The 18,335-nt window shown below is 43.7% G+C and carries 15 protein-coding genes; 13 read left to right on the forward strand and 2 right to left on the reverse strand.

The genetic code is table 11. From position 1 onward, the window contains the following. Positions 1–106: 106 nt before the first annotated feature. Positions 107–1,081 (reverse strand): Rieske 2Fe-2S domain-containing protein, encoded by a 975-nt coding sequence (locus ACE1CM_RS30920; protein ID WP_374882695.1) that lies wholly within the window; start codon positions 1,079–1,081, stop codon positions 107–109. A 318-nt stretch (positions 1,082–1,399) separates the two neighbouring features. On the opposite strand from ACE1CM_RS30920, the gene ACE1CM_RS30925 reads away from it, so the two are divergent. The 13 genes from ACE1CM_RS30925 (at position 1,400) to ACE1CM_RS30985 (ending at position 16,464) form a co-directional block, all read left to right on the forward strand. Beyond that, complete coding sequence (locus tag ACE1CM_RS30925; RefSeq protein ID WP_374882728.1) at positions 1,400–2,419, forward strand: glycosyltransferase; 1,020 nt, start codon at positions 1,400–1,402, stop codon at positions 2,417–2,419. 45 nt (positions 2,420–2,464) lie between these two features. Then, positions 2,465–3,904, forward strand: coding sequence for an NAD(P)/FAD-dependent oxidoreductase (locus ACE1CM_RS30930; protein WP_374882696.1), 1,440 nt, complete (start codon positions 2,465–2,467; stop codon positions 3,902–3,904). Positions 3,905–4,109: 205 nt separating this feature from the next. Then, on the forward strand, positions 4,110–5,132 hold the full coding sequence (locus ACE1CM_RS30935; RefSeq protein WP_374882697.1) for a glycosyltransferase: 1,023 nt from the start codon (positions 4,110–4,112) through the stop codon (positions 5,130–5,132). Between the two features lie 138 nt (positions 5,133–5,270). After that, on the forward strand, positions 5,271–6,704 hold the full coding sequence (locus ACE1CM_RS30940; protein ID WP_374882698.1) for a lipopolysaccharide biosynthesis protein: 1,434 nt from the start codon (positions 5,271–5,273) through the stop codon (positions 6,702–6,704). 11 nt (positions 6,705–6,715) lie between these two features. Beyond that, complete coding sequence (locus tag ACE1CM_RS30945) at positions 6,716–7,636, forward strand: glycosyltransferase (RefSeq protein ID WP_374882699.1); 921 nt, start codon at positions 6,716–6,718, stop codon at positions 7,634–7,636. A 44-nt stretch (positions 7,637–7,680) separates the two neighbouring features. Beyond that, positions 7,681–8,967: a glycosyltransferase gene (locus tag ACE1CM_RS30950; protein WP_374882700.1), complete on the forward strand. Its 1,287-nt coding sequence runs from the start codon at positions 7,681–7,683 to the stop codon at positions 8,965–8,967. Positions 8,968–9,014: 47 nt separating this feature from the next. Further along, entirely contained in the window at positions 9,015–10,073 is a 1,059-nt protein-coding gene (locus ACE1CM_RS30955) for a glycosyltransferase family 2 protein (protein ID WP_374882701.1), read from the forward strand. A 103-nt stretch (positions 10,074–10,176) separates the two neighbouring features. Further along, positions 10,177–11,025: an ABC transporter permease gene (locus ACE1CM_RS30960; protein WP_374882702.1), complete on the forward strand. Its 849-nt coding sequence runs from the start codon at positions 10,177–10,179 to the stop codon at positions 11,023–11,025. Further along, the gene (locus tag ACE1CM_RS30965) at positions 11,022–12,302 is read left to right on the forward strand and encodes an ABC transporter ATP-binding protein (RefSeq protein ID WP_374882703.1); all 1,281 of its coding nucleotides are present in this window, start codon (positions 11,022–11,024) and stop codon (positions 12,300–12,302) included. Before ACE1CM_RS30960 ends, ACE1CM_RS30965 begins: the two co-directional genes overlap by 4 nt. Before the next feature lie 41 nt (positions 12,303–12,343). Next, positions 12,344–13,156, forward strand: coding sequence for a DUF6817 domain-containing protein (locus ACE1CM_RS30970; protein ID WP_374882704.1), 813 nt, complete (start codon positions 12,344–12,346; stop codon positions 13,154–13,156). A gap of 327 nt (positions 13,157–13,483) precedes the next feature. Beyond that, entirely contained in the window at positions 13,484–13,651 is a 168-nt protein-coding gene (locus ACE1CM_RS30975; RefSeq protein WP_374882705.1) for a hypothetical protein, read from the forward strand. A 60-nt stretch (positions 13,652–13,711) separates the two neighbouring features. After that, positions 13,712–14,689 carry a glycosyltransferase family 2 protein gene (locus tag ACE1CM_RS30980; RefSeq protein ID WP_374882706.1) on the forward strand — a complete coding sequence of 326 codons (978 nt, stop codon included), beginning with the start codon at positions 13,712–13,714 and terminating at the stop codon, positions 14,687–14,689. Between the two features lie 173 nt (positions 14,690–14,862). Then, a complete protein-coding gene (locus ACE1CM_RS30985) occupies positions 14,863–16,464 on the forward strand; it encodes a hypothetical protein (RefSeq protein ID WP_374882707.1) in 1,602 nt (533 codons plus the stop codon). Between the two features lie 48 nt (positions 16,465–16,512). Here ACE1CM_RS30985 and ACE1CM_RS30990 read toward each other — a convergent pair whose 3' ends face one another. Then, positions 16,513–17,925, reverse strand: coding sequence for a hypothetical protein (locus ACE1CM_RS30990; protein WP_374882708.1), 1,413 nt, complete (start codon positions 17,923–17,925; stop codon positions 16,513–16,515). Between the last annotated feature and the right edge of the window lie 410 nt (positions 17,926–18,335).

Genomic DNA, 18,335 nt, shown 5'->3' on the forward strand with positions numbered 1-18,335 from the left:
CTCGGGTTTTGGGTAATTGTCAAGAGTAGACTGAGGCATGAATCCCATTACCAATTACCAATTACCAATTACCAATGTCACAACTTATAACTAGCAACTTACGCTATCAAGTGACGCCGAAGGTGACGCCGAGTTGTTTTAACCACTTGCGGTAGGCAATCGAGGCGCGATCGCTCGCTAGATGCACCTCCGCTTGCAAGTCGAGCGGTAAGCGTTGTGGGCGCTGGGACTCAACAATAGCAATATCTTGAGCCACCAGTTTGTCCTGAGCTGCCCGCAGTTCGGCTTCTGGCACTTCGCAAGCATAGTTCATCGCCATCCACATCCAGCCGATACATTCCACCTGATCGACTGGGGTAACGTGGAAAAAAATAGCGAAACGCCGCCCATTTGACTCTTTGCAAAAATATGCCGTCAGGGGGCGCAAAACTTGATATTCGTAAGTTACTGTCGCTGCCTGTCCGGTGCCGTCAGGGTCTGGTTGCCAGACGCGGACGTTGCGGATTGTAATGCCATTCAAACTCGCCTCAACTTGATAATCTTCTATTTCCGGATGTTCGGGGTCACCTAACAATCCCCCATGCACAAACGGGAAATGGGCAATGTCGAGGAAATTCTCCAGGGCGCGGAAACCGCTAGAGCGATAATGGTAGGGTCCACAGCAAATATGGCGATAGGTTGGGTCATCCCATTCTGAAAAATCAGGTATGTCCCGGTCGGGTTTTCCCAAAGATACCCACACTAAACCGTAACGCTCCTGAGTTTGGTAAGTTTGCACATCAGCTTGTGCTGGTGGCAATTGGGTTGGGTGAGCCGGAATCTTTACACAGCAGCCTCTGCTGTTATATGCTAAACCGTGGTAAGGACAAACAAGAGTTCGATCGACAATTTTTCCCAGAGAAAGACGCGCTCCTCGATGGGGGCAGCGGTTTTGCCAAGCTAATGCTTGGGTATCGTCACGCCACAACACCAAATCTTCTTCTAGCAAGCGGACGCTCAGCACTTTTCCCGCTTGCAGGTCTTGCGATCGCCCCACTACATGCCAGTCATTGAAAAGTACTGGCTCTGGTAAAAATTTCATCCTTAAGCCAGTTGCGGTTCTCTAGAATTATAAATTTTTTCGATTCAGATAGTATTCTAAGTATTTTCACATAAATTCGAGGGCATGAAATCTTAGGCTTTATTGATTAACATCATCTATCTCGAGATTGGTCAATGCTTTTTTGGTGATGATTCTGTGAAGTTCATACAAACTTCATAAAATTCTCCGTATTTTCCAGGAAATCTTTACCTAAACTTCATATAGCCAGCCATAATATAAATTAATATGACAGAGAAACCACAGAAAATTTAATATTTATTTGCCAAGCTTTTGTAGTGTAAGATACAAAAATCTGTGATGCATTATCCTAAAGAGTTATCCGTCTCAGTGGTTATCCCGGTACACAATGGGGGAGAAAGTTTCCGCCAATGTTTGTCAAGTTTGGCGCAGGCTGTGCCCCAACCCGATGAAATAATCGTAGTAGCCGATGGCGACTCAGATGGTTCTTGGCGTTTGGCTAAAGAATTTGGCGCCAAGGTGTTGAGACTCCCTACCTGTGGAGGTCCGGCGCGGGCAAGAAACTGGGGAGCGCGTGGGGCGAGTGGCGATATAATCTTTTTTGTGGATGCGGATGTGGCGATCGCGCCCGATGCGGTGAGCGAAGTTGCGCGTGCGTTTGAGCAAGACCCAGAACTGGCTGCGGTTATCGGTTCTTATGACGACGCACCAGGGGCAAAGAATTTTCTATCGCAATACAAAAATCTGCTACACCACTACACCCATCAGACAGCGCAGGAAGAAGGATTTACATTTTGGGGTGCGGTGGGTGCGATTCGCCGCGATATCTTCCTGGCGATAGGTGGCTTTGATGAAAGTTATCGCTTACCTTCGATCGAGGATATCGAGTTAGGGTATCGGCTGAAAAAAGCGGGGCATCGAATTCGACTGTGCAAAACCTTGCAAGGCAAGCACTTAAAGCATTGGGGAGTTGTTTCGTTGTTGAGGGCTGACTTTTTCTATCGGGCGATTCCGTGGACGGCGTTGATATTGCGATCTCGCAACCTACCCAACGATCTAAATTTGGGATTATCCAGCCGCATCAGCGTTGTGCTAACTTACATACTGGTTATCACCTTGGCAGCATCTTGCTGGTGGCCAAGTTTACTACCAATTGCCGCAATCGTCATCTCACCGCTATTAGCGCTCAACGCACCACTTTACCGCTTTTTTAGAAGCAAGCACGGTTTAGCTTTCGCACTACAGACGATTCCCTGGCATTGGTTGTATTATTTTTATGGGGGGTTAGCATTTACCATTGGCGTAATTCGCCACCTGTTCTACAGGTACAGCCCTGAGACTGACTGTCAAATTTCTTAGCAGAAATCTCTGAAGCGCAAACATTATCTCAAAAGACGCTAACCCATGCAAAATAATTCCACTATCATCATCGGTGCAGGTCCGGCTGGTTTGACAGCTGCATACGAGCTAGTCAAGCACGGCATCAAGCCTGTAGTGTTAGAAAAAGGTGACAAAGTGGGTGGCATCTCGCGCACCGAAACCTATAAAGGCTACCTCTTTGATATAGGCGGTCATCGCTTTTTTACCAAAGTTGAAGAAGTGCAGCAGCTATGGCATGAGGTATTGGGAGAAGGGTTCATTAAAGTGCCTCGATTATCGCGCATTTACTATCGAGGTCGTTTTTTTAACTATCCCCTGAGTGCGTTCAATACTTTATCCAACTTGGGCATCGTTGAAAGCGGCTTAATTCTATTAAGCTACCTCAAAGCAAAATGGCGTCCTTCTCCCGTCGAGGAGAATTTTGAACAGTGGGTGTCGAATCGCTTTGGCGAACGTCTTTACAAAACATTCTTCAAAACCTACACCGAAAAGGTTTGGGGAATTCCTTGCACCGAAATCCAAGCCGAATGGGCGGCACAGCGGATAAAAGGACTGTCGTTAAAAACAGCAATTATCAATGCGCTGTTTGGCAGTAATAACACCAAAACATTGATTAAAGAATTTGAATACCCGCTTTTAGGCCCGGGGATGATGTGGCAGCGATTTAAGGAGGTAGTTGAAGAAAAAGGCGGAGAAGTTCATCTCAATACTAGAGTGCTTCGCATCGAGCGCGAGGGGAATACAATCAAAAAAGTTATTGCGGAACGGGATAACAATTTGATTCAACTTACTGGAGAATATTTTATTTCCAGTATGCCGGTTACCGCCCTCGTCCAAAGATTCGACCCGCCGCCGCCACAGGAAGTATTGGAGGCATCTCGATCTTTGAAATATCGGGATTTCTTAATTGTAGCCCTCGTGGTTAATCGCAAAGATTTATTTCCAGATAATTGGATTTATATCCACAGTCCAAATGTCAAAGTGGGGCGGATTCAAAACTTCAAAAATTGGAGCGCCGCAATGGTTCCCGAGCAAAACAAGACTTGTTTGGGAATGGAATATTTCTGCCATGCTGGGGATGGACTATGGACAATGTCTGATGCAGATCTGATATCATTGGCGACGCGAGAATTAGATAGTTTAGGGTTAGCAAATGCTGGGGATGTGGAAGACGGCACAATCATTCGCCAACCGAAAGCTTACCCGGTTTACGACCAAGATTACCGCAAGCATTTGCAGGTAATTCAAGATTATTTAGCAACAATTGAAAACCTGCAAACAGTTGGACGAAACGGGATGCACCGATACAACAATCAGGATCACTCGATGCTGACTGGGTTGCTAGCTGCTAAAAATATTATGGGCGAACATCACGATTTGTGGGAGGTGAATACCGAGCGATCTTACCACGAAGAGTTTACGGTAAAAAAAGAGAAAAATACTCTCTCGGCGGGTACTAAGTAGCTAATGGCTAATGGCTAATGGCTAATGGCTAATGGCTAATGGCTAATGGCTAATGGCTAATGGCTAATGGCTAATGGCTCAATCAGGATATTATGTTTGCCAGATGGAAATTAGCTATTAGCTATTAGCAAAAACCAAGTTTATAACTGGCAAATAGGATTAAGTAAAACCGGGTTGTTCAGGGAAATAAAGATATAGGGTGAATATGGGAGAATTAAAAACGAAAAATGAGGCAGAGTTACCCAGCTTTTCTATCATCATAGAAACAGAAAATTTATCGATCGCTGAACTAGATGGCTTGTTACGGTGTCTAAAAACCCTTGGGGAACAAGACATTTCGCCCACGCTTGCTAATGAAGTTTTGATTGTTGAGAGTGGGGACGTTCCTGCTGAATTAATCGAACGCATCCAGACTAATTATCCTTGGATTGGATTCCGCAAAATTGAGTCGGATATTGGCTATTACGAAGCCAAAATGAAAGGGGTTGCTCTGACGACGGGGGAGGTAGTTGTTTTATGCGATTCCGATTGTACTTACGAAACGATTTGGCTGAGAAATCTGCTTTCTCCTTTTGCTAATAATCCGGAAATTCAGGTGGTTGCAGGGGAAACTACGACACCTGCTGACGGTGCTTATGGGGTGGCGATCGCTCTCACCTATATCTTCCCGCGATTTTGCCGCCAGGAAGCGCTATCGCCTGCGTCTAGCTATTTCTGCAACAATGTAGCTTTCCGCCGCAGTTTCTTGATGCAGCACCCAATTCCATCTGATTTGCCAATTTATCGCGGAAACTGCACGATTCACGCGCGCGATCTCAGTGCTGAAGGTTATACAATCTGGAGACAACCTTTATCTAGAGCTACCCACGCAGCGCCAAACGGTTTATCGCACTTTTTCTGGCGTTTCTTGTTATTAGGTTATGATGCCCTTGCTGTCAAGAGAATTGCCGATAATCCGCCGGAAATAAAGCGCCAAACCCTTAAACCATTGCAGGATTTAATATCTTGCTTGAGTATAGACTTTGGGAAGTTTAAAGACTTGGCGAAAAGGTTTTACACCGTTTTTGCTGAAGATATCCGCCGCTTATTGTATCTACCAGCTGCATTGCCCATTGCGCTAGCGGCACTTTTTCTCTACTTTACTGGTCTGGTAATAGCGTACTTCAGACCGAATTATTTTGTCGCTAGTTCGGGGAAAGTAGAAGTGAGCTTTGAAGGTAATGGGTAATTGCTAATTGCTAATTGCTAATTGCTAATTGCTAATTGCTAATTGGTCACTCTCACCTGCACCTCTGCTCACCTGCACCTCTGCTCACCTGCTCACCTGCGATCGTAATAATTCCGATGCAAACGGAGGCGATATCACATGCTGGGTGGAACAATTAAAATTTTCCTAGCTGAAGCGCTACTTTTGCCGACAGGGATAATAACTGCTGCCTTTCTTACTCGTAAATTTGGCCCAGAAGGCTACGGGTTGTTTACTTTATCGGCAACAATTATTGCTTGGATCGGATGGAGTTTGACATCAATTTTTACCCGCGCCACGATTAAGTTTGTGGGAGAAACTGAAGACTGGCGACCTGTAGGAACAACTGTTCTGCGCTTGCATTTGTGGGTGGGTGGCGGCGCGATGCTGTTAATTTGGCTGCTTGCTGATGGGGTGGCGATGGTGCTGCGGGAGGAAGCGATCGCACTCTATTTGCGCTTATTTGCTTTGGATATTCCGCTATTTTGTTTGGCGTATGCTCATCGCAGCATTTTAGTTGGGGTGGGTAAGTTTAGTCAACGGGCGATCGCAACTGCTCTACGCTGGATCGCCCGTTTATTGTTAATCTTGCTATTAGTCGAAATGGGACTTTCGATTTCGGGTGCGATTCTCGGTAGCGTGGGTGCGTCTTTAGTTGAATTAGCAATCTGCCGCTTTTATATTCGTCCTTCCCCCTTCGCTGCATCTAATTTTCCGGCGAGAAAACTTTGGGATTATGGCGTTCCCCTATTTCTATTTGCGCTGTCGATGCGCCTTTATGAAAAATTAGATTTGTTTGCTTTAAAAATATTAGGCGGTACAGCAGCAGACGCAGGTTTTTATGGCGCGGCTCAAAATTTATCGTTAATACCGGGGATTTTTTCCCTTGCTTTTGCACCTTTATTGCTTTCTACTTTAACCCGAACTTTATACGCGGGCGATCGAGATTCGGCTAAAAAAATTAGTCGCGATGCTATGGGTGCCGTTCTGTTAATGCTACCCTTCGCCGGTATGACAGCGGGTGCTGCACCGGAAATTGTGACGTTAATTTTTGGCAAAGCTTTTTTACCGGCGGCGCCACTTTTAGCCGTGCTAATTTTTGGCGCGTTGGGGTTAGCGATGATTTCGATTACGACAGCTATTTTAACCGCCGCTGGCAAACCAGACTGGACTTTTATTTTAACTGCTCCTTTATTACCTTTAGCAATTATCGGGTACTGGTTTTTGATTCCGCTATTGGGCGCAATGGGTGCTTCTATTGCATTCGCTGCCTTCGCTATTTTAGGTGCATTGGTGACGGTGTTAGCCGTTTACCGCCTGCTGCAAGTTTTTCCTCCCATTACGACGTTGTGTCGAACTATTTTAGTTAGCGGTTTGGCTTATGTTTTAGCAGCTAATTTTACTGTTGACGCTGGTTGGGTGGTAGTTAAATTGTTAGCGCTCGCGCTCGCTATCCTACTAGCACTGTTGCTTTCTGGCGAATTTAGCAAAAGCGAAATAATTTCTATCTTAGGGAGGATGCGCTTGCCAATATCTACCCATTTAAATAGGTAAAAATCTTGCTTATGAACAGCTTACCTAGTTTATTCGTTTCTGTAATTATTCCGGTTTATAACGATGCCGAACGGTTGAAGGTTTGTTTGGCAGCGTTAGAAAACCAGACATATCCAAAAGATTTATACGAGGTAATTGTTGCAGATAATGCTTCGGATGAAGCGCAAGATATTAAAGGGGTAGTGGCTCAATTTGGTTGTGCGATCGCTACCTATGAAAGTCTTCCTGGTTCATATGCGGCGCGCAATCAAGGAATATCTTTAGCGAAAGGCGATGTTATTGCTTTTACTGATTCTGATTGTATACCCGCACCTAATTGGATTGAGAATGGCGTCAAAAATTTATTGCAAGTTCCTAACTGTGGGTTAGTAGCAGGAAAAATGGAAATTTTCTGCAAAAACCCAGAGAAACCAACCCCTGTAGAACTGTATGAAAGCATTACAGCTTTTCCCCAACAGCAACTGCTTGAAACTAAAAGAGGTGGAGCAACTGGGAACCTTTTTACCTTTAAAAACGTCATCGATCGGGTAGGAGTTTTTAACGCTAACTTGAAATCTAATGGCGATCTAGAGTGGGGACAGCGGGTATACTCAGCAGGGTATCAGCAGGTTTATGCCGACGATACTTGCGTCGCTCATCCTGCCAGATCTTCTTTTAAAGAATTGTATAAAAGAACCGTCAGGCTAGTCGGTGGGAGCTACGATTGGCAAAATCAAAAACAGCTTTCATTTTCTGAAAAAAATTTATTTTTTTTTAAATTTTTATGGGAAAATGTAATACCGCCTTTAAACTTCGTATTTAACGCCTTCAAAGATAATAGACTAGAAAATATAGATTCAAAAATTAAAGTGTGTTGGGTGATGTTTTGCGTCAGGTATATAAGTGCTTGGGAGATAATACGACTTAAGTTAGGAGGTGTTTCGGCTAGATAAATTACCAGAATGATTTTGTCAATAATAATCGTCAGGAGGTTGTGGTGAGAGTAGCAATTATTGTTTGGCAGTTTCCAGTTTTATCCGAAACTTTTATCTTAAATATCATTACAGGATTGCTCGAACGCGGCAATGAAGTAGATATTTACGCCCACTTACCCGGCGATACTTCCAAAGTGCATCCGGCAGTAGAAAAATACAAACTTCTCGACCGTACCTACTACGTACCTCCAATACCAAAAAATCTAGTTCTACGGGGCTTTAAAGCGATTAGACTGCTATGGGATAATTTTCAAAAAAAACCATTGGTGGTGTTGCGAACGCTAAACTTTTTTAAGTATGGTTTGCGCTCGATTTCCTTGTGGTTAGTATACGCAATCACCCCCTTACTAGACAAGGAACCTTATGACATTATCCACTGTCAATTTGGTACAGATGGCCTAACAGGGATGTATCTGCGGGATGTCGGCGCGATCGCCGGAAAATTGATAACAACATTTCGGGGTTATGATATCAGCACCTATGTGAAAAAAGAAGGCGATCGCGTCTACGACCAGCTATTTCGTAGCGGAGACTTTTTCCTCACCAACTGCGAATTTTTCAGACGCCGAATTATCCAAATGGGGTGCAATGAAAAGAATGCACTCGTCCATTATTCAGGGATTGATTGCACTCAGTTTGCCTTTACTCCCCGCCACCCTTCTAACGACGGCAAAATTCGCATCGCCACAACGGGGCGTCTGGTAGAAAAAAAAGGGATAGAGTATTGCATTCGCGCAGTTGCAAAGCTGGCTAAAGTCTACCCGAATCTCGAATACAATATCATTGGAGATGGAGAATTAAAGGCCGATTTTGAGCAACTAATTCAAGCACTCAATATCGGTCATGCGGTGAAGTTGCTGGGGCAAAAGAATCAGCAAGAAATTATCGAAATACTCGATAAATATCAGATATTTGTCGCCCCAAGCGTCACAGCTTCAGACGGCAATCAAGATGCGCCGATTAACGTTTTAAAAGAAGCAATGGCAATGGGTTTGCCAGTAGTTAGCACCTACCACGGGGGCATTCCGGAACTCGTCGAAGATGGAATTTCCGGTTTTTTAGTTCCCGAACGAGATGTAGATGCTTTAGCCGAAAAGTTAGGCTATTTGATCGAACATCCGGAAATTTGGCATCAAATGGGGAAAGCAGGTCGTGCTTATGTAGAAAAACATTATGATATTAACAAGCTGAGCGATCGCTTGGTTGAAATTTACAGCAAAGTACTCGCTAACGCGCCATATCAGCCGCTAAAGTCAAAATCAAAATTGTCTATAAAAGTAACTGGATGAACTCGATCTGAAACTCCACAATCCCACGACTGCAAAAGGATAGATATATGGAATTATCACCGATGACAGAGCCGCAAGTAACGATAGTTGTTGTTCCCCGCGAGCGTTTTAGCTACACTCGCGAGTCCCTCGAAAGCATTTACGAATACACCGACTTTCCGTTTAAATTAGTTTATGTAGACGGAAACTCACCCAAAAAAGTCCAGCGCTATCTAGAAGAAACAGCACAAACCAAAGAATTTGAAATAATTCGGACAGATTACTATCTGTCTCCGAACAAAGCTAGAAACTTGGGTTTGAGTCGAGTTAATACCAAATATGTCGTTTTTATCGACAACGATGTTATCGTTTCCCCTGGTTGGTTGCAAGCATTAGTAGAGTGTGCCGAGGAAACCAATGCCACAATTGTAGGGCCGCTGGTTTGTCAGCACAAACCCATACACGAAATCGTTCACTGTGCGGGTGGAGAAACCCACATTTGGATTGATAATAAAAGCGAAACCCCAAGGCGGCGTCTGCGGGAAAAAATGTACAAACAAGGAACGCGAGTAGAGACTATACGCGACCAACTCCAGCGGAAACAAACCGAACTCGCAGAGTTTCACTGCACGTTAATTCGCACCGAAATCTTTCAAAAAGTCGGTCTACTCGACGAAACTTTTTTCAACACCAAAGAACACCTCGATTTTTGCATGATCGTCATGCAAGCAGGAGGTACGGTATATTTCGAGCCTAAATGTATTGTCACTTACGTTCCAGAACCGCCTGCTTGGACAGATTTGCATTATTACATGCTGCGCTGGAGCGATGCGTGGCAACTAGCAAGCTTACACCGCTTGCGCGACAAGTGGAATTTAGCCGAAGATGGATACTTCCAAGCTAAATATAAAAAGGTAGGATGGCGGCGCAAAATGGCAATCATCGGCCCTTTTACCCGCATATTAACCTTTGGTTTAAGCGAACGTCTGTTTAATTTCATTTTGGTGCCTTTAGATAGGATTTTAAACCGCTATCTCACCGACCGCTATGCCAAAGAACAACAGATGCGCCAGCCGGGTGTAACGCAGCAAAATCCATCTTCAACTACAGCATTATCCCAAGGATGAGTGTGGCAGGCAAGCTAAATGTAGGGTGCGTTAGCGCCAGCGTAACGCACCGCAACCACCAGATAGCTTTCATTGAACAATTATCGAAGCTAAAAAGTTTTATATGCCGCCAGAAGTAATTTACACACCAGAATCTTTGCTCAGGCATCCGGTGCAACTTTTCAGACTAATGTGGCGAGACTTGTTAGCTTCCCGCGAATTAGCATGGCGACTCATGGTGCGAGATATTAGCGCTCAATACCGTCAATCATTTTTGGGTTTTGCCTGGGCTTTTTTACCGCCAATTGTGATGGCGGCAGGTTTTACCCTTGCGGGTGAAGCCAAAATTTTTAATGTGGGAACCACAGATTTACCTTATCCCGCTTATGTGATGTTTAGTACTGCGCTTTGGCAGACGTTTGTGGAAGCGATCAACGGCCCGGTGCAAGCGGTTATTGTTGCCAAACCAATGTTAGCTAGAGTGAATTTTCCCCGCGAGGCAATTATTTTAGCAAAGGTGGGTGAGGTGTTATTTAACTTCGCGATTAAACTAATTTTAATTGTGGGGTTGTTTATCTGGTTTCGGATTCCCGTCAGTTGGACGGCAATCTTGGCTTTGGTGGCCTTGATTCACTTAATTATGCTGGGAACATTAATTGGTATGTTGTTGTCTCCTTTAGGAGTTTTATACCAAGATGTGTCAAAAGGTTTAACAATGGTGACAGGGTTTTGGTTATTCTTGACTCCTGTTGTTTATCCCATGCCATCGGGGCAAGGACTTTTTGGCTTGCTGGTTAAACTGAATCCGGTTACGCCTTTGCTGGTGACGACGCGGGAGTTAGCAACTGTGGGAGTTATATCAAATCCGGTGGGATTTTGGATAGTGAGTCTCATTACCATAATTGGTTTGGTGGTAACATGGATAGCATTCCGACTGGCGATGCCTTATGCGATTGAGAGAGTGAGCGCATGATGACTGAGTTGAAAGATAGCGCCGCAGGACAACCTGACGACAGCGAGGTTGTAATCTCGGTTGAGAATTTGTCTAAAAAGTTTTGCCGGGACTTGAAGCGATCGCTCGCTTACGGTATCCAAGATATCGCGACGGAATTGGTAGGAGGACGCCGCAACAGCGAAACTTTGCGAACCGGCGAGTTTTGGGCGCTGAAAAATGTTAATTTCCAACTGCGGCGCGGCGAGGCGGTGGGTTTAGTTGGCTCAAATGGCGCTGGGAAAAGTACTCTGCTGCGGATTATTAGCGGTTTAATTAAACCCGATACTGGAAAGGTAAAAGTTAGGGGGAGTTTGGCTCCTTTAATTGCACTGGGAGCCGGGTTTAATCCCATTTTAACCGGAAGAGAAAATATTTATGCAAATATGTCAATTTTAGGGCTATCAACCCAAGAAATTAAAAAAAGATTTGATGATGTGGTAGATTTCGCCGAAATTTGGGAGGCGATTGATTCCCCGGTTCAAAGTTATAGCTCTGGAATGGCAGCCAGGTTAGGTTTTGCCTGTGCCATTCATATCGAACCCGATATTTTATTGATAGATGAAGTCCTAGCGGTTGGGGATATTAAATTTAGGATGAAATGTCATCGCCGACTGGCAAAACTGCGCGAAAACGGCACAGCTTTTATCCTAGTTTCTCATAATCCCCCGGCAATATTAAACGTTTGTAATATGGGGCTTTACCTGTCAAAGGGTAAGCTGCTCGCAACGGGTGACATTGATTCTGTTGTTCGGAAATACGAAGAGGATTTATGTTTAAGCGGGATAGAAAAATCTGTAGGATATGCGTACTATCCAGAAAAAGCTAAGAGTGAAAGTTTAGGTTTAGATATTGTTTCTATTAGCTTGAAAGATAATCAAGGAAATATAACCGAAGCGCTGACAAGTGGCGAACCAGCTTACTTCTGTGTAGGATGCAAAGCTCATCAGAAGATTAATAATGCTAATTTATGTTTAACGATTACCGATTTGTCTGGAGAAAGCGAGCGGGTTTTGTATCTCACTTCCGCCAGCGACAATGAGTGTTTAGAAGTAATGAATGGGGAAAAAGTAGAAATACAATTATACATGCCTTACTGTTGCTTAAAACCGGGGCGTTACAACGCTAAGGTTATTATGAGAGAGGGAGCTTACTCTTTTGATGCGGTTGAATCTTTTAGATTTACTGTAAAAGCAGAACGCTCGCTCAATCAGTCTTTATTTTATCAGCCACGGATGTGGAAAATTATGCGAAATTAGCCTAAATCCTGGCTTCATTCCATCAAATTGAGAGCAGAATTATGCACTATTATGCCCAAACGAACATCCAACTTTTTAACCAGCTACGGCGCGAGGGTTACTCCCATCCCGATCTAAGCTGTATCTTTAAGACTTATCAGTTAACTATGCGCCTATTTACAGGCAGCTTTCGAGCTTCTGGCAAAACATTTATTGCTCATTTGGTAGGTACGGCAAGCATCCTGGTATCGCTTCATCTGCCTGCAAATGTAGTGGCGGCGAGTCTTTTACATGCTGCTTATGTCAATGGTGACTTTGGAGACGGAAGAAAGGGAATTTCCCAGAGCAAACGCCAGCAAGTAAGAGATGTCGTTGGTGAGGAAATTGAGGGATATGTTGCCAGATACACCTCTATGCAGTGGAACGAACAGACGATTCCTGATATATGCGATCGCCTAAATTCCCTTGATGCTATTGACCGCGATGTTCTGTTAATACGCTTGGCAAATGAACTAGAGGAATATCTGGATCTAGGCATCATTTATTGTGGAGATGTCAAGTATCAAAGATACATTAACCATAGCGGTCATCTGATTGTGAAAATGGCAGAAAAACTGGGTTTTCCTAGTTTAGCGTTAGAACTAGAAAGGGCGTTTAACGAAACCGCTGACGCTGAACTTCCCCAAGAAATTCGCAATCAAAGCGGCTACAATTCATCCTATACACTTGTGCCTAATTCGTACCGGATACGACCCTCAGTAGCCTTGTTGAAGTGGCTATTTGTTAAACTCAATTATTGGCGGTCTGCCATCGCTTACCGACTTGGTAATTGGCGGTCTGGTCGTGATATCAGAACCCAGGCTGAGATTCAGTAGTCCCTCAAAAAAAATACAAAATTAGCGACTGAAAACAAAGGTAAGTTTTTATGGCACAAAAACAGCTTTTTTACTAAATTGTAATCATTAATACAATTTTTATCGATTGGCGCAATCGCTTGAAGAATTATAAGCGATGGCGCTCATGATTCTGCTGGCAATCCTGCTGTTGGGCAAATTTTATCAGAGAAAAAACATCTCTATCTTTGGGGTGATTTGCTAAGCAATATCTACAAATTACGCTAGCTCAAACGCTAGAATACACAATGGAATGAAAGGGGTTTCGGGGGCGTCTAATTGATTAGAACTGCTGGAAAAATTTGTCCTATGCCGAAAAAATATAAATCATTCCGCCAAAAAGTTGCTGATGACAAGACTTCAGTTGATAGGGATGCCGAACGTCTGAAAATTTGTGACAAGGCGCTAAAACATCAAACCTATCCCAAAAATTTATCTGGATTGGTTGTTGACGTTTTGCTGATACTGATAAAGTAAGACTATTTTGGGTCAAGACTGTCCTGATTTCTGAAATCTGAAATAAATGAGGTAAGGCTCGTGCAACAAGAACAACTTTTCTTTTCCATTATTATTCCCACATACAATCGTCCAGAGCGCCTTACTACTTGTCTGGAGTCGCTGACTCGCTTGGATTATCCCTGGCATCGCTTTGAGGTTATTGTAGTGGACGACGGCAGCAAAACGCCTTTGAAAGATGTAGTTGCTCGCTTTCAAGATAAACTTAACCTAACGCTGCTCAGACAAAGCAATGCAGGTCCAGCATCGGCGCGAAATGCGGGTGCGGCGACAGCGAGGGGTAAGTATTTAGCATTTACCGACGACGACTGCACCCCTGCTTCTAACTGGTTGCAAGCTTTAGAAACTTACTTTACCACGACGCCCGATTGCGCCATCGGCGGTCTGACACTGAACGCACTTCCCGATAATTTGTATTCAACCGCAAGTCAGATCTTAATCGATTATCTTTACCAATACTTTAATGCCGACCCTCTGCGATCGCGTTTTTTTGCTTCTAATAACTTTGCCTTACCTGCCAAATATTTTCGCCAGATCGGCAGCTTTGATACCAGCTTTCCTTTGGCGGCGGGGGAAGACCGGGAGTTATGCGATCGCTTACTCTACTATGGTTACCCGATGCTCTATGCCAAAGAAGCGCAAATTTACCACGCCCACAAACTATCATTGAAAACATACTGGCGACAACATTTCAACTACGGTCGCGGCGCTTTCCACTTTCATCAATTGCGTTTCCGACGCAACTCAGAACAGATTAAAGTCGAACCTATTTCCTTTTATTTCAACTTACTGAAATATCCATTTTCCCATTCTTCGCCTCAACCAAGACTGCTGTTAGCGGCATTACTCTGCCTGTCACAGGTAGCAAATGTAGCAGGCTTTTTCTGGGAACGGTATCAGGTGAGGCAGACCGAAGTGGGAAAGAAGGACGGAACTTCTTTATTAGAGGCAGTCTCAAAACTCACTTCCACCAGAGAGATGAGGGAGATGAGGAAGTAAGCTGGTTCGGCGTAAGAGATAGGGGAGATGAGGGAGATCAATCATAATTCTTCCCCATCTTGCCCAGATCCGGAAAAATCGCCGATAAATAATATGGCAAATACTGAGGTCATATTTTGTCTCAACGGTATATAATATATCAGCAACCTTGACAACCCGAAATAAGCGCCGTCATGGCAACTATCCAAACAGAAAATTATTTTAATTCGATTTTTAAAAGTAATAATGCCTTAAAAAACTGGCTAATTTTATTGTTTTTTAGTTTAGGACTTATTGGCATTCTCCATCATGAAATGTGGCGCGATGAACTCCAATCTTGGCTAATCGCTAAAGATAGTTCATCGATTATCGATTTATTCAATAACTTGAGATATGAGGCACATCCAGCTTTATGGCATAGCTGTTTGTATTTAATTACCAGGTTCACGCATAATCCCCTAGCCATGCAAATATTTCATTTGCTACTAGCTACCAGCGTTATTTATGTTTTTATCGAATTCTCTCCCTTTACTCGTTTCCAGAAAATATTGTTTACATTTGGATATTTTCCTTTTTACGAGTACAGCATCATCAGTAGAAGTTATAGCTTGGGAATTTTACTAATTTTTATCTTCTGTGCGTTATATCCAACGCGGAATCGAAATTATTTTCCCCTGTCTGTTATTTTGGCTTTACTAGCTAATACCCACGCTTATGGGTTGATATTTGCTCTATTTTTGGCAATGACATTAGTTTTAGATGGGTTTTTAGCTCAGGATATAAGAACATTATTTAAAACTAAAAAATGGCAGACGCTCGTTAGCTTAGCCATAGTATGTTTGGGGATTTTAATGGGGATTTTTCAAATTATACCACTCGATGATGCAGATTTTAAAAGTGATGTTATCAGACTTGAAGATTGGGCGGCATTTCCATTATTGAATAACCGCTTATTCGCAACCATATTAACAATTTGGCGAAGCTATATTCCCATACCAAACTTTTTTCAGTATCAATTTTGGAATACTAATATTTTGATCAATGGCGATTCAATTGCCAGAATATGTGCAATTTCAATTACCATAATTATACTGTTATATTCGGCGGCGCTGTTTATTCGGAAGCCGATTGTCCTGTTTCTGTATTTATGCGGAACTTGTGGATTTCTGGTTTTTAGTTATACAAAGTTTATAGGTTCTTTAAGACATCACGGAAACTTATTTTTCCTATTTTTAGCTTGTGTTTGGATTTCAAGCTTTTATATCAAATCAGACTTGTTAATCGAAAAATTAAAATCGAGTCAAAAAATACTGACAAGGTTAAATTTAGTAGATCGTTATAAAAATGTTTATTTAAGTGGAATTTTATTCGCTCATGTTATTGCTGGATTGTTGGCGGTTTATCTGGATTTTAATTATACATTTTCTGGGAGTAAAGAAGTGGCAAATTATATCGATCAACAAGGGTTAAAAGATTATGTATTAGTGGGAAGTCGGGATTATGCAGCCGCGCCAGTTGCCGGGTTTTTAAATCGTCAAATTTATTATCTTGAAAGCGATAAGCTTGGCAGTTTTATTGTATGGAGAAACCGAAAATTGCCCAAGCAAAGAGAAGTTCTTGATCGGGTCGAACGCCTGATAAAGCAGAACAATAAGGCTTTACTCATTTTAAATTACAAGCTGAAGGTTAAAAGAAACGAACTGAATATTTCTTTTCTGTTCAAATCTAGTCAGAGTATTGTTCCTGACGAGACTTACTATTTGTACCTGATACAGAAAAAGCCGGTTAACAATTAGGGGGACGGGGCGGGTTCAAGAACCCGCCAAAAGGGGCTTGGTAGCCCACTAGGCAATCAGCGCGATATCTGTAGCACTTAATCGCGGGATGCCTTGCAGGAAGGCAAACTGAGCGCCGTTTCCCAAATCCTCAGCAGCGCCATTTTGGTTGTAGAATAACTTGCCACTGCCAGTGCTGTAGGTGATGAAAGCATTGCTGACAGCAGCAGCAATGTCATCAGCCACAACTGCAAACTCATTAGCGTTGATCGAACCACCTACGGCACTGGTAAGCGCACTAAAGGTTGTTTTGCTCAGAACAATTTTGTCTGTACCTGCTTTAAAGTCAGTGATGGTATCGATGCCAATCTCTTGTGTGTCGAAAGTTTTGCTGGTTTTGTAGAGGAAACTATCAGCACCTTGATTTCCGGTGAGCAGGTCATTACCAGCTCCACCTACGAGGGTATCATTGCCAAACCCACCCTCAATAGTGTCATTGCGGTCTAGAACTTGAGTCCAACTTTGGTAAATTTGCACAACGTCATTGTCTCCCCCACCGTAGAGGAGGTCATTTCCGTTTCCGCCAGTCAGGAGGTCATCGTCTTCTTCACCATAGAGGGTATCATTGCCAGACCCGCCTTCGAGGGTGTCATTATCTTGTGCATCCCTGAGGTGAAAGTCGAGGGCAAAGCTTCGCCCACCACGGATCAGGTCATCGCCTTCTCCACCGATGAGTCTGTCATTACCTCCCCCGGTATAAAGTCCATACCGACCGTAGACAAAGTAATCCCCGCCATCGAGGGTGTCATTACCAGACCCGCCGTCGAGGGTATCATCGCCAGCCCCGCCATAGATGCTATCGTTGCCAGCCTCGCCGTAGAGCCTGTCAGGGCTAGCAAGCGAACTGATCAGGGTGTCATCCCCCGTTCCACCATAGCCAACCCAGCCAAAGGCGAAGGCAGAAAGGTAGTCATTGCCGCTTCCCCCATATAGGGTGTCAGCATAATCTCCCAGGAGGGTATCATTACCGGCTCCGCCATCGAGGATGTTGCTGCCATAGCCAAACCCTTCCCGCCTGCCACCGCTATCGATCAAGTCATCGCCAGCGCCGCCTCTGAGGGTGTCGTTGCGGTACAAGCCCCCGCCATAGAGGACGTCATTGCCCGTCCCGCCTTCCAGGAGGTTATCGTTGCTCTTCGCGGCTTTGAGAGTGTCGTTACCAGACCCGCCGATTAGGGTATCTTTGTCGGTTTTCGGTGGGTAGCTATCTCCGCCGCCATCGAGGTAGTCATCGCCAGCCCCCCCATCAAGGTAGTCGCTGCCAAACCCCCCATCGAGGCTATCATCGCCAGTCCCACCATTGAGGGTGTCATCCCCCGACCCGCCATTGAGGGTGTCATTGCCTGCATAGCCTGATATCAGGTCATTTTCGTCAGTACCAATCAGGTAGTTATTGAAGCGATCGCCTGTTAAAATAGCCATAATATATTACCTTCCCTTTGCTTTAACTAAATTGTCAATTTTATTTTTTATTTTAAATAATTTAGATTTATTTGTCTTACCATTTTGGCAATCTTTTACATAATTTTAACTATGTAAATCTAACTAAACATAAAGGTTTAACCCTGAGCTTTAGGATAAATTTTGTCCGTTAAAACCCACATTCCGCCCCCTCAAATCCAATCGGTTTTTACTTATTTTTCTCAATCTATCGATCTATAAATTATACTTTTATCCAGGAGATAAACGGAAGAAAAACAAGCATAATTTATAACTTGAAACCTAGAGGTTTCTGAGTAATTATACTGAGGCAAAGAAACCGGGTTTCTATGAAAAATCGTTGGTTTGGCAATCAGAGATCGATGAAGAAACCGGGTTTCTGGCAAGGCGCT

Origin of the sequence: Microseira sp. BLCC-F43 (genome assembly GCF_041929235.1) — a bacterium.
Lineage (GTDB): Bacteria > Cyanobacteriota > Cyanobacteriia > Cyanobacteriales > Aerosakkonemataceae > Microseira.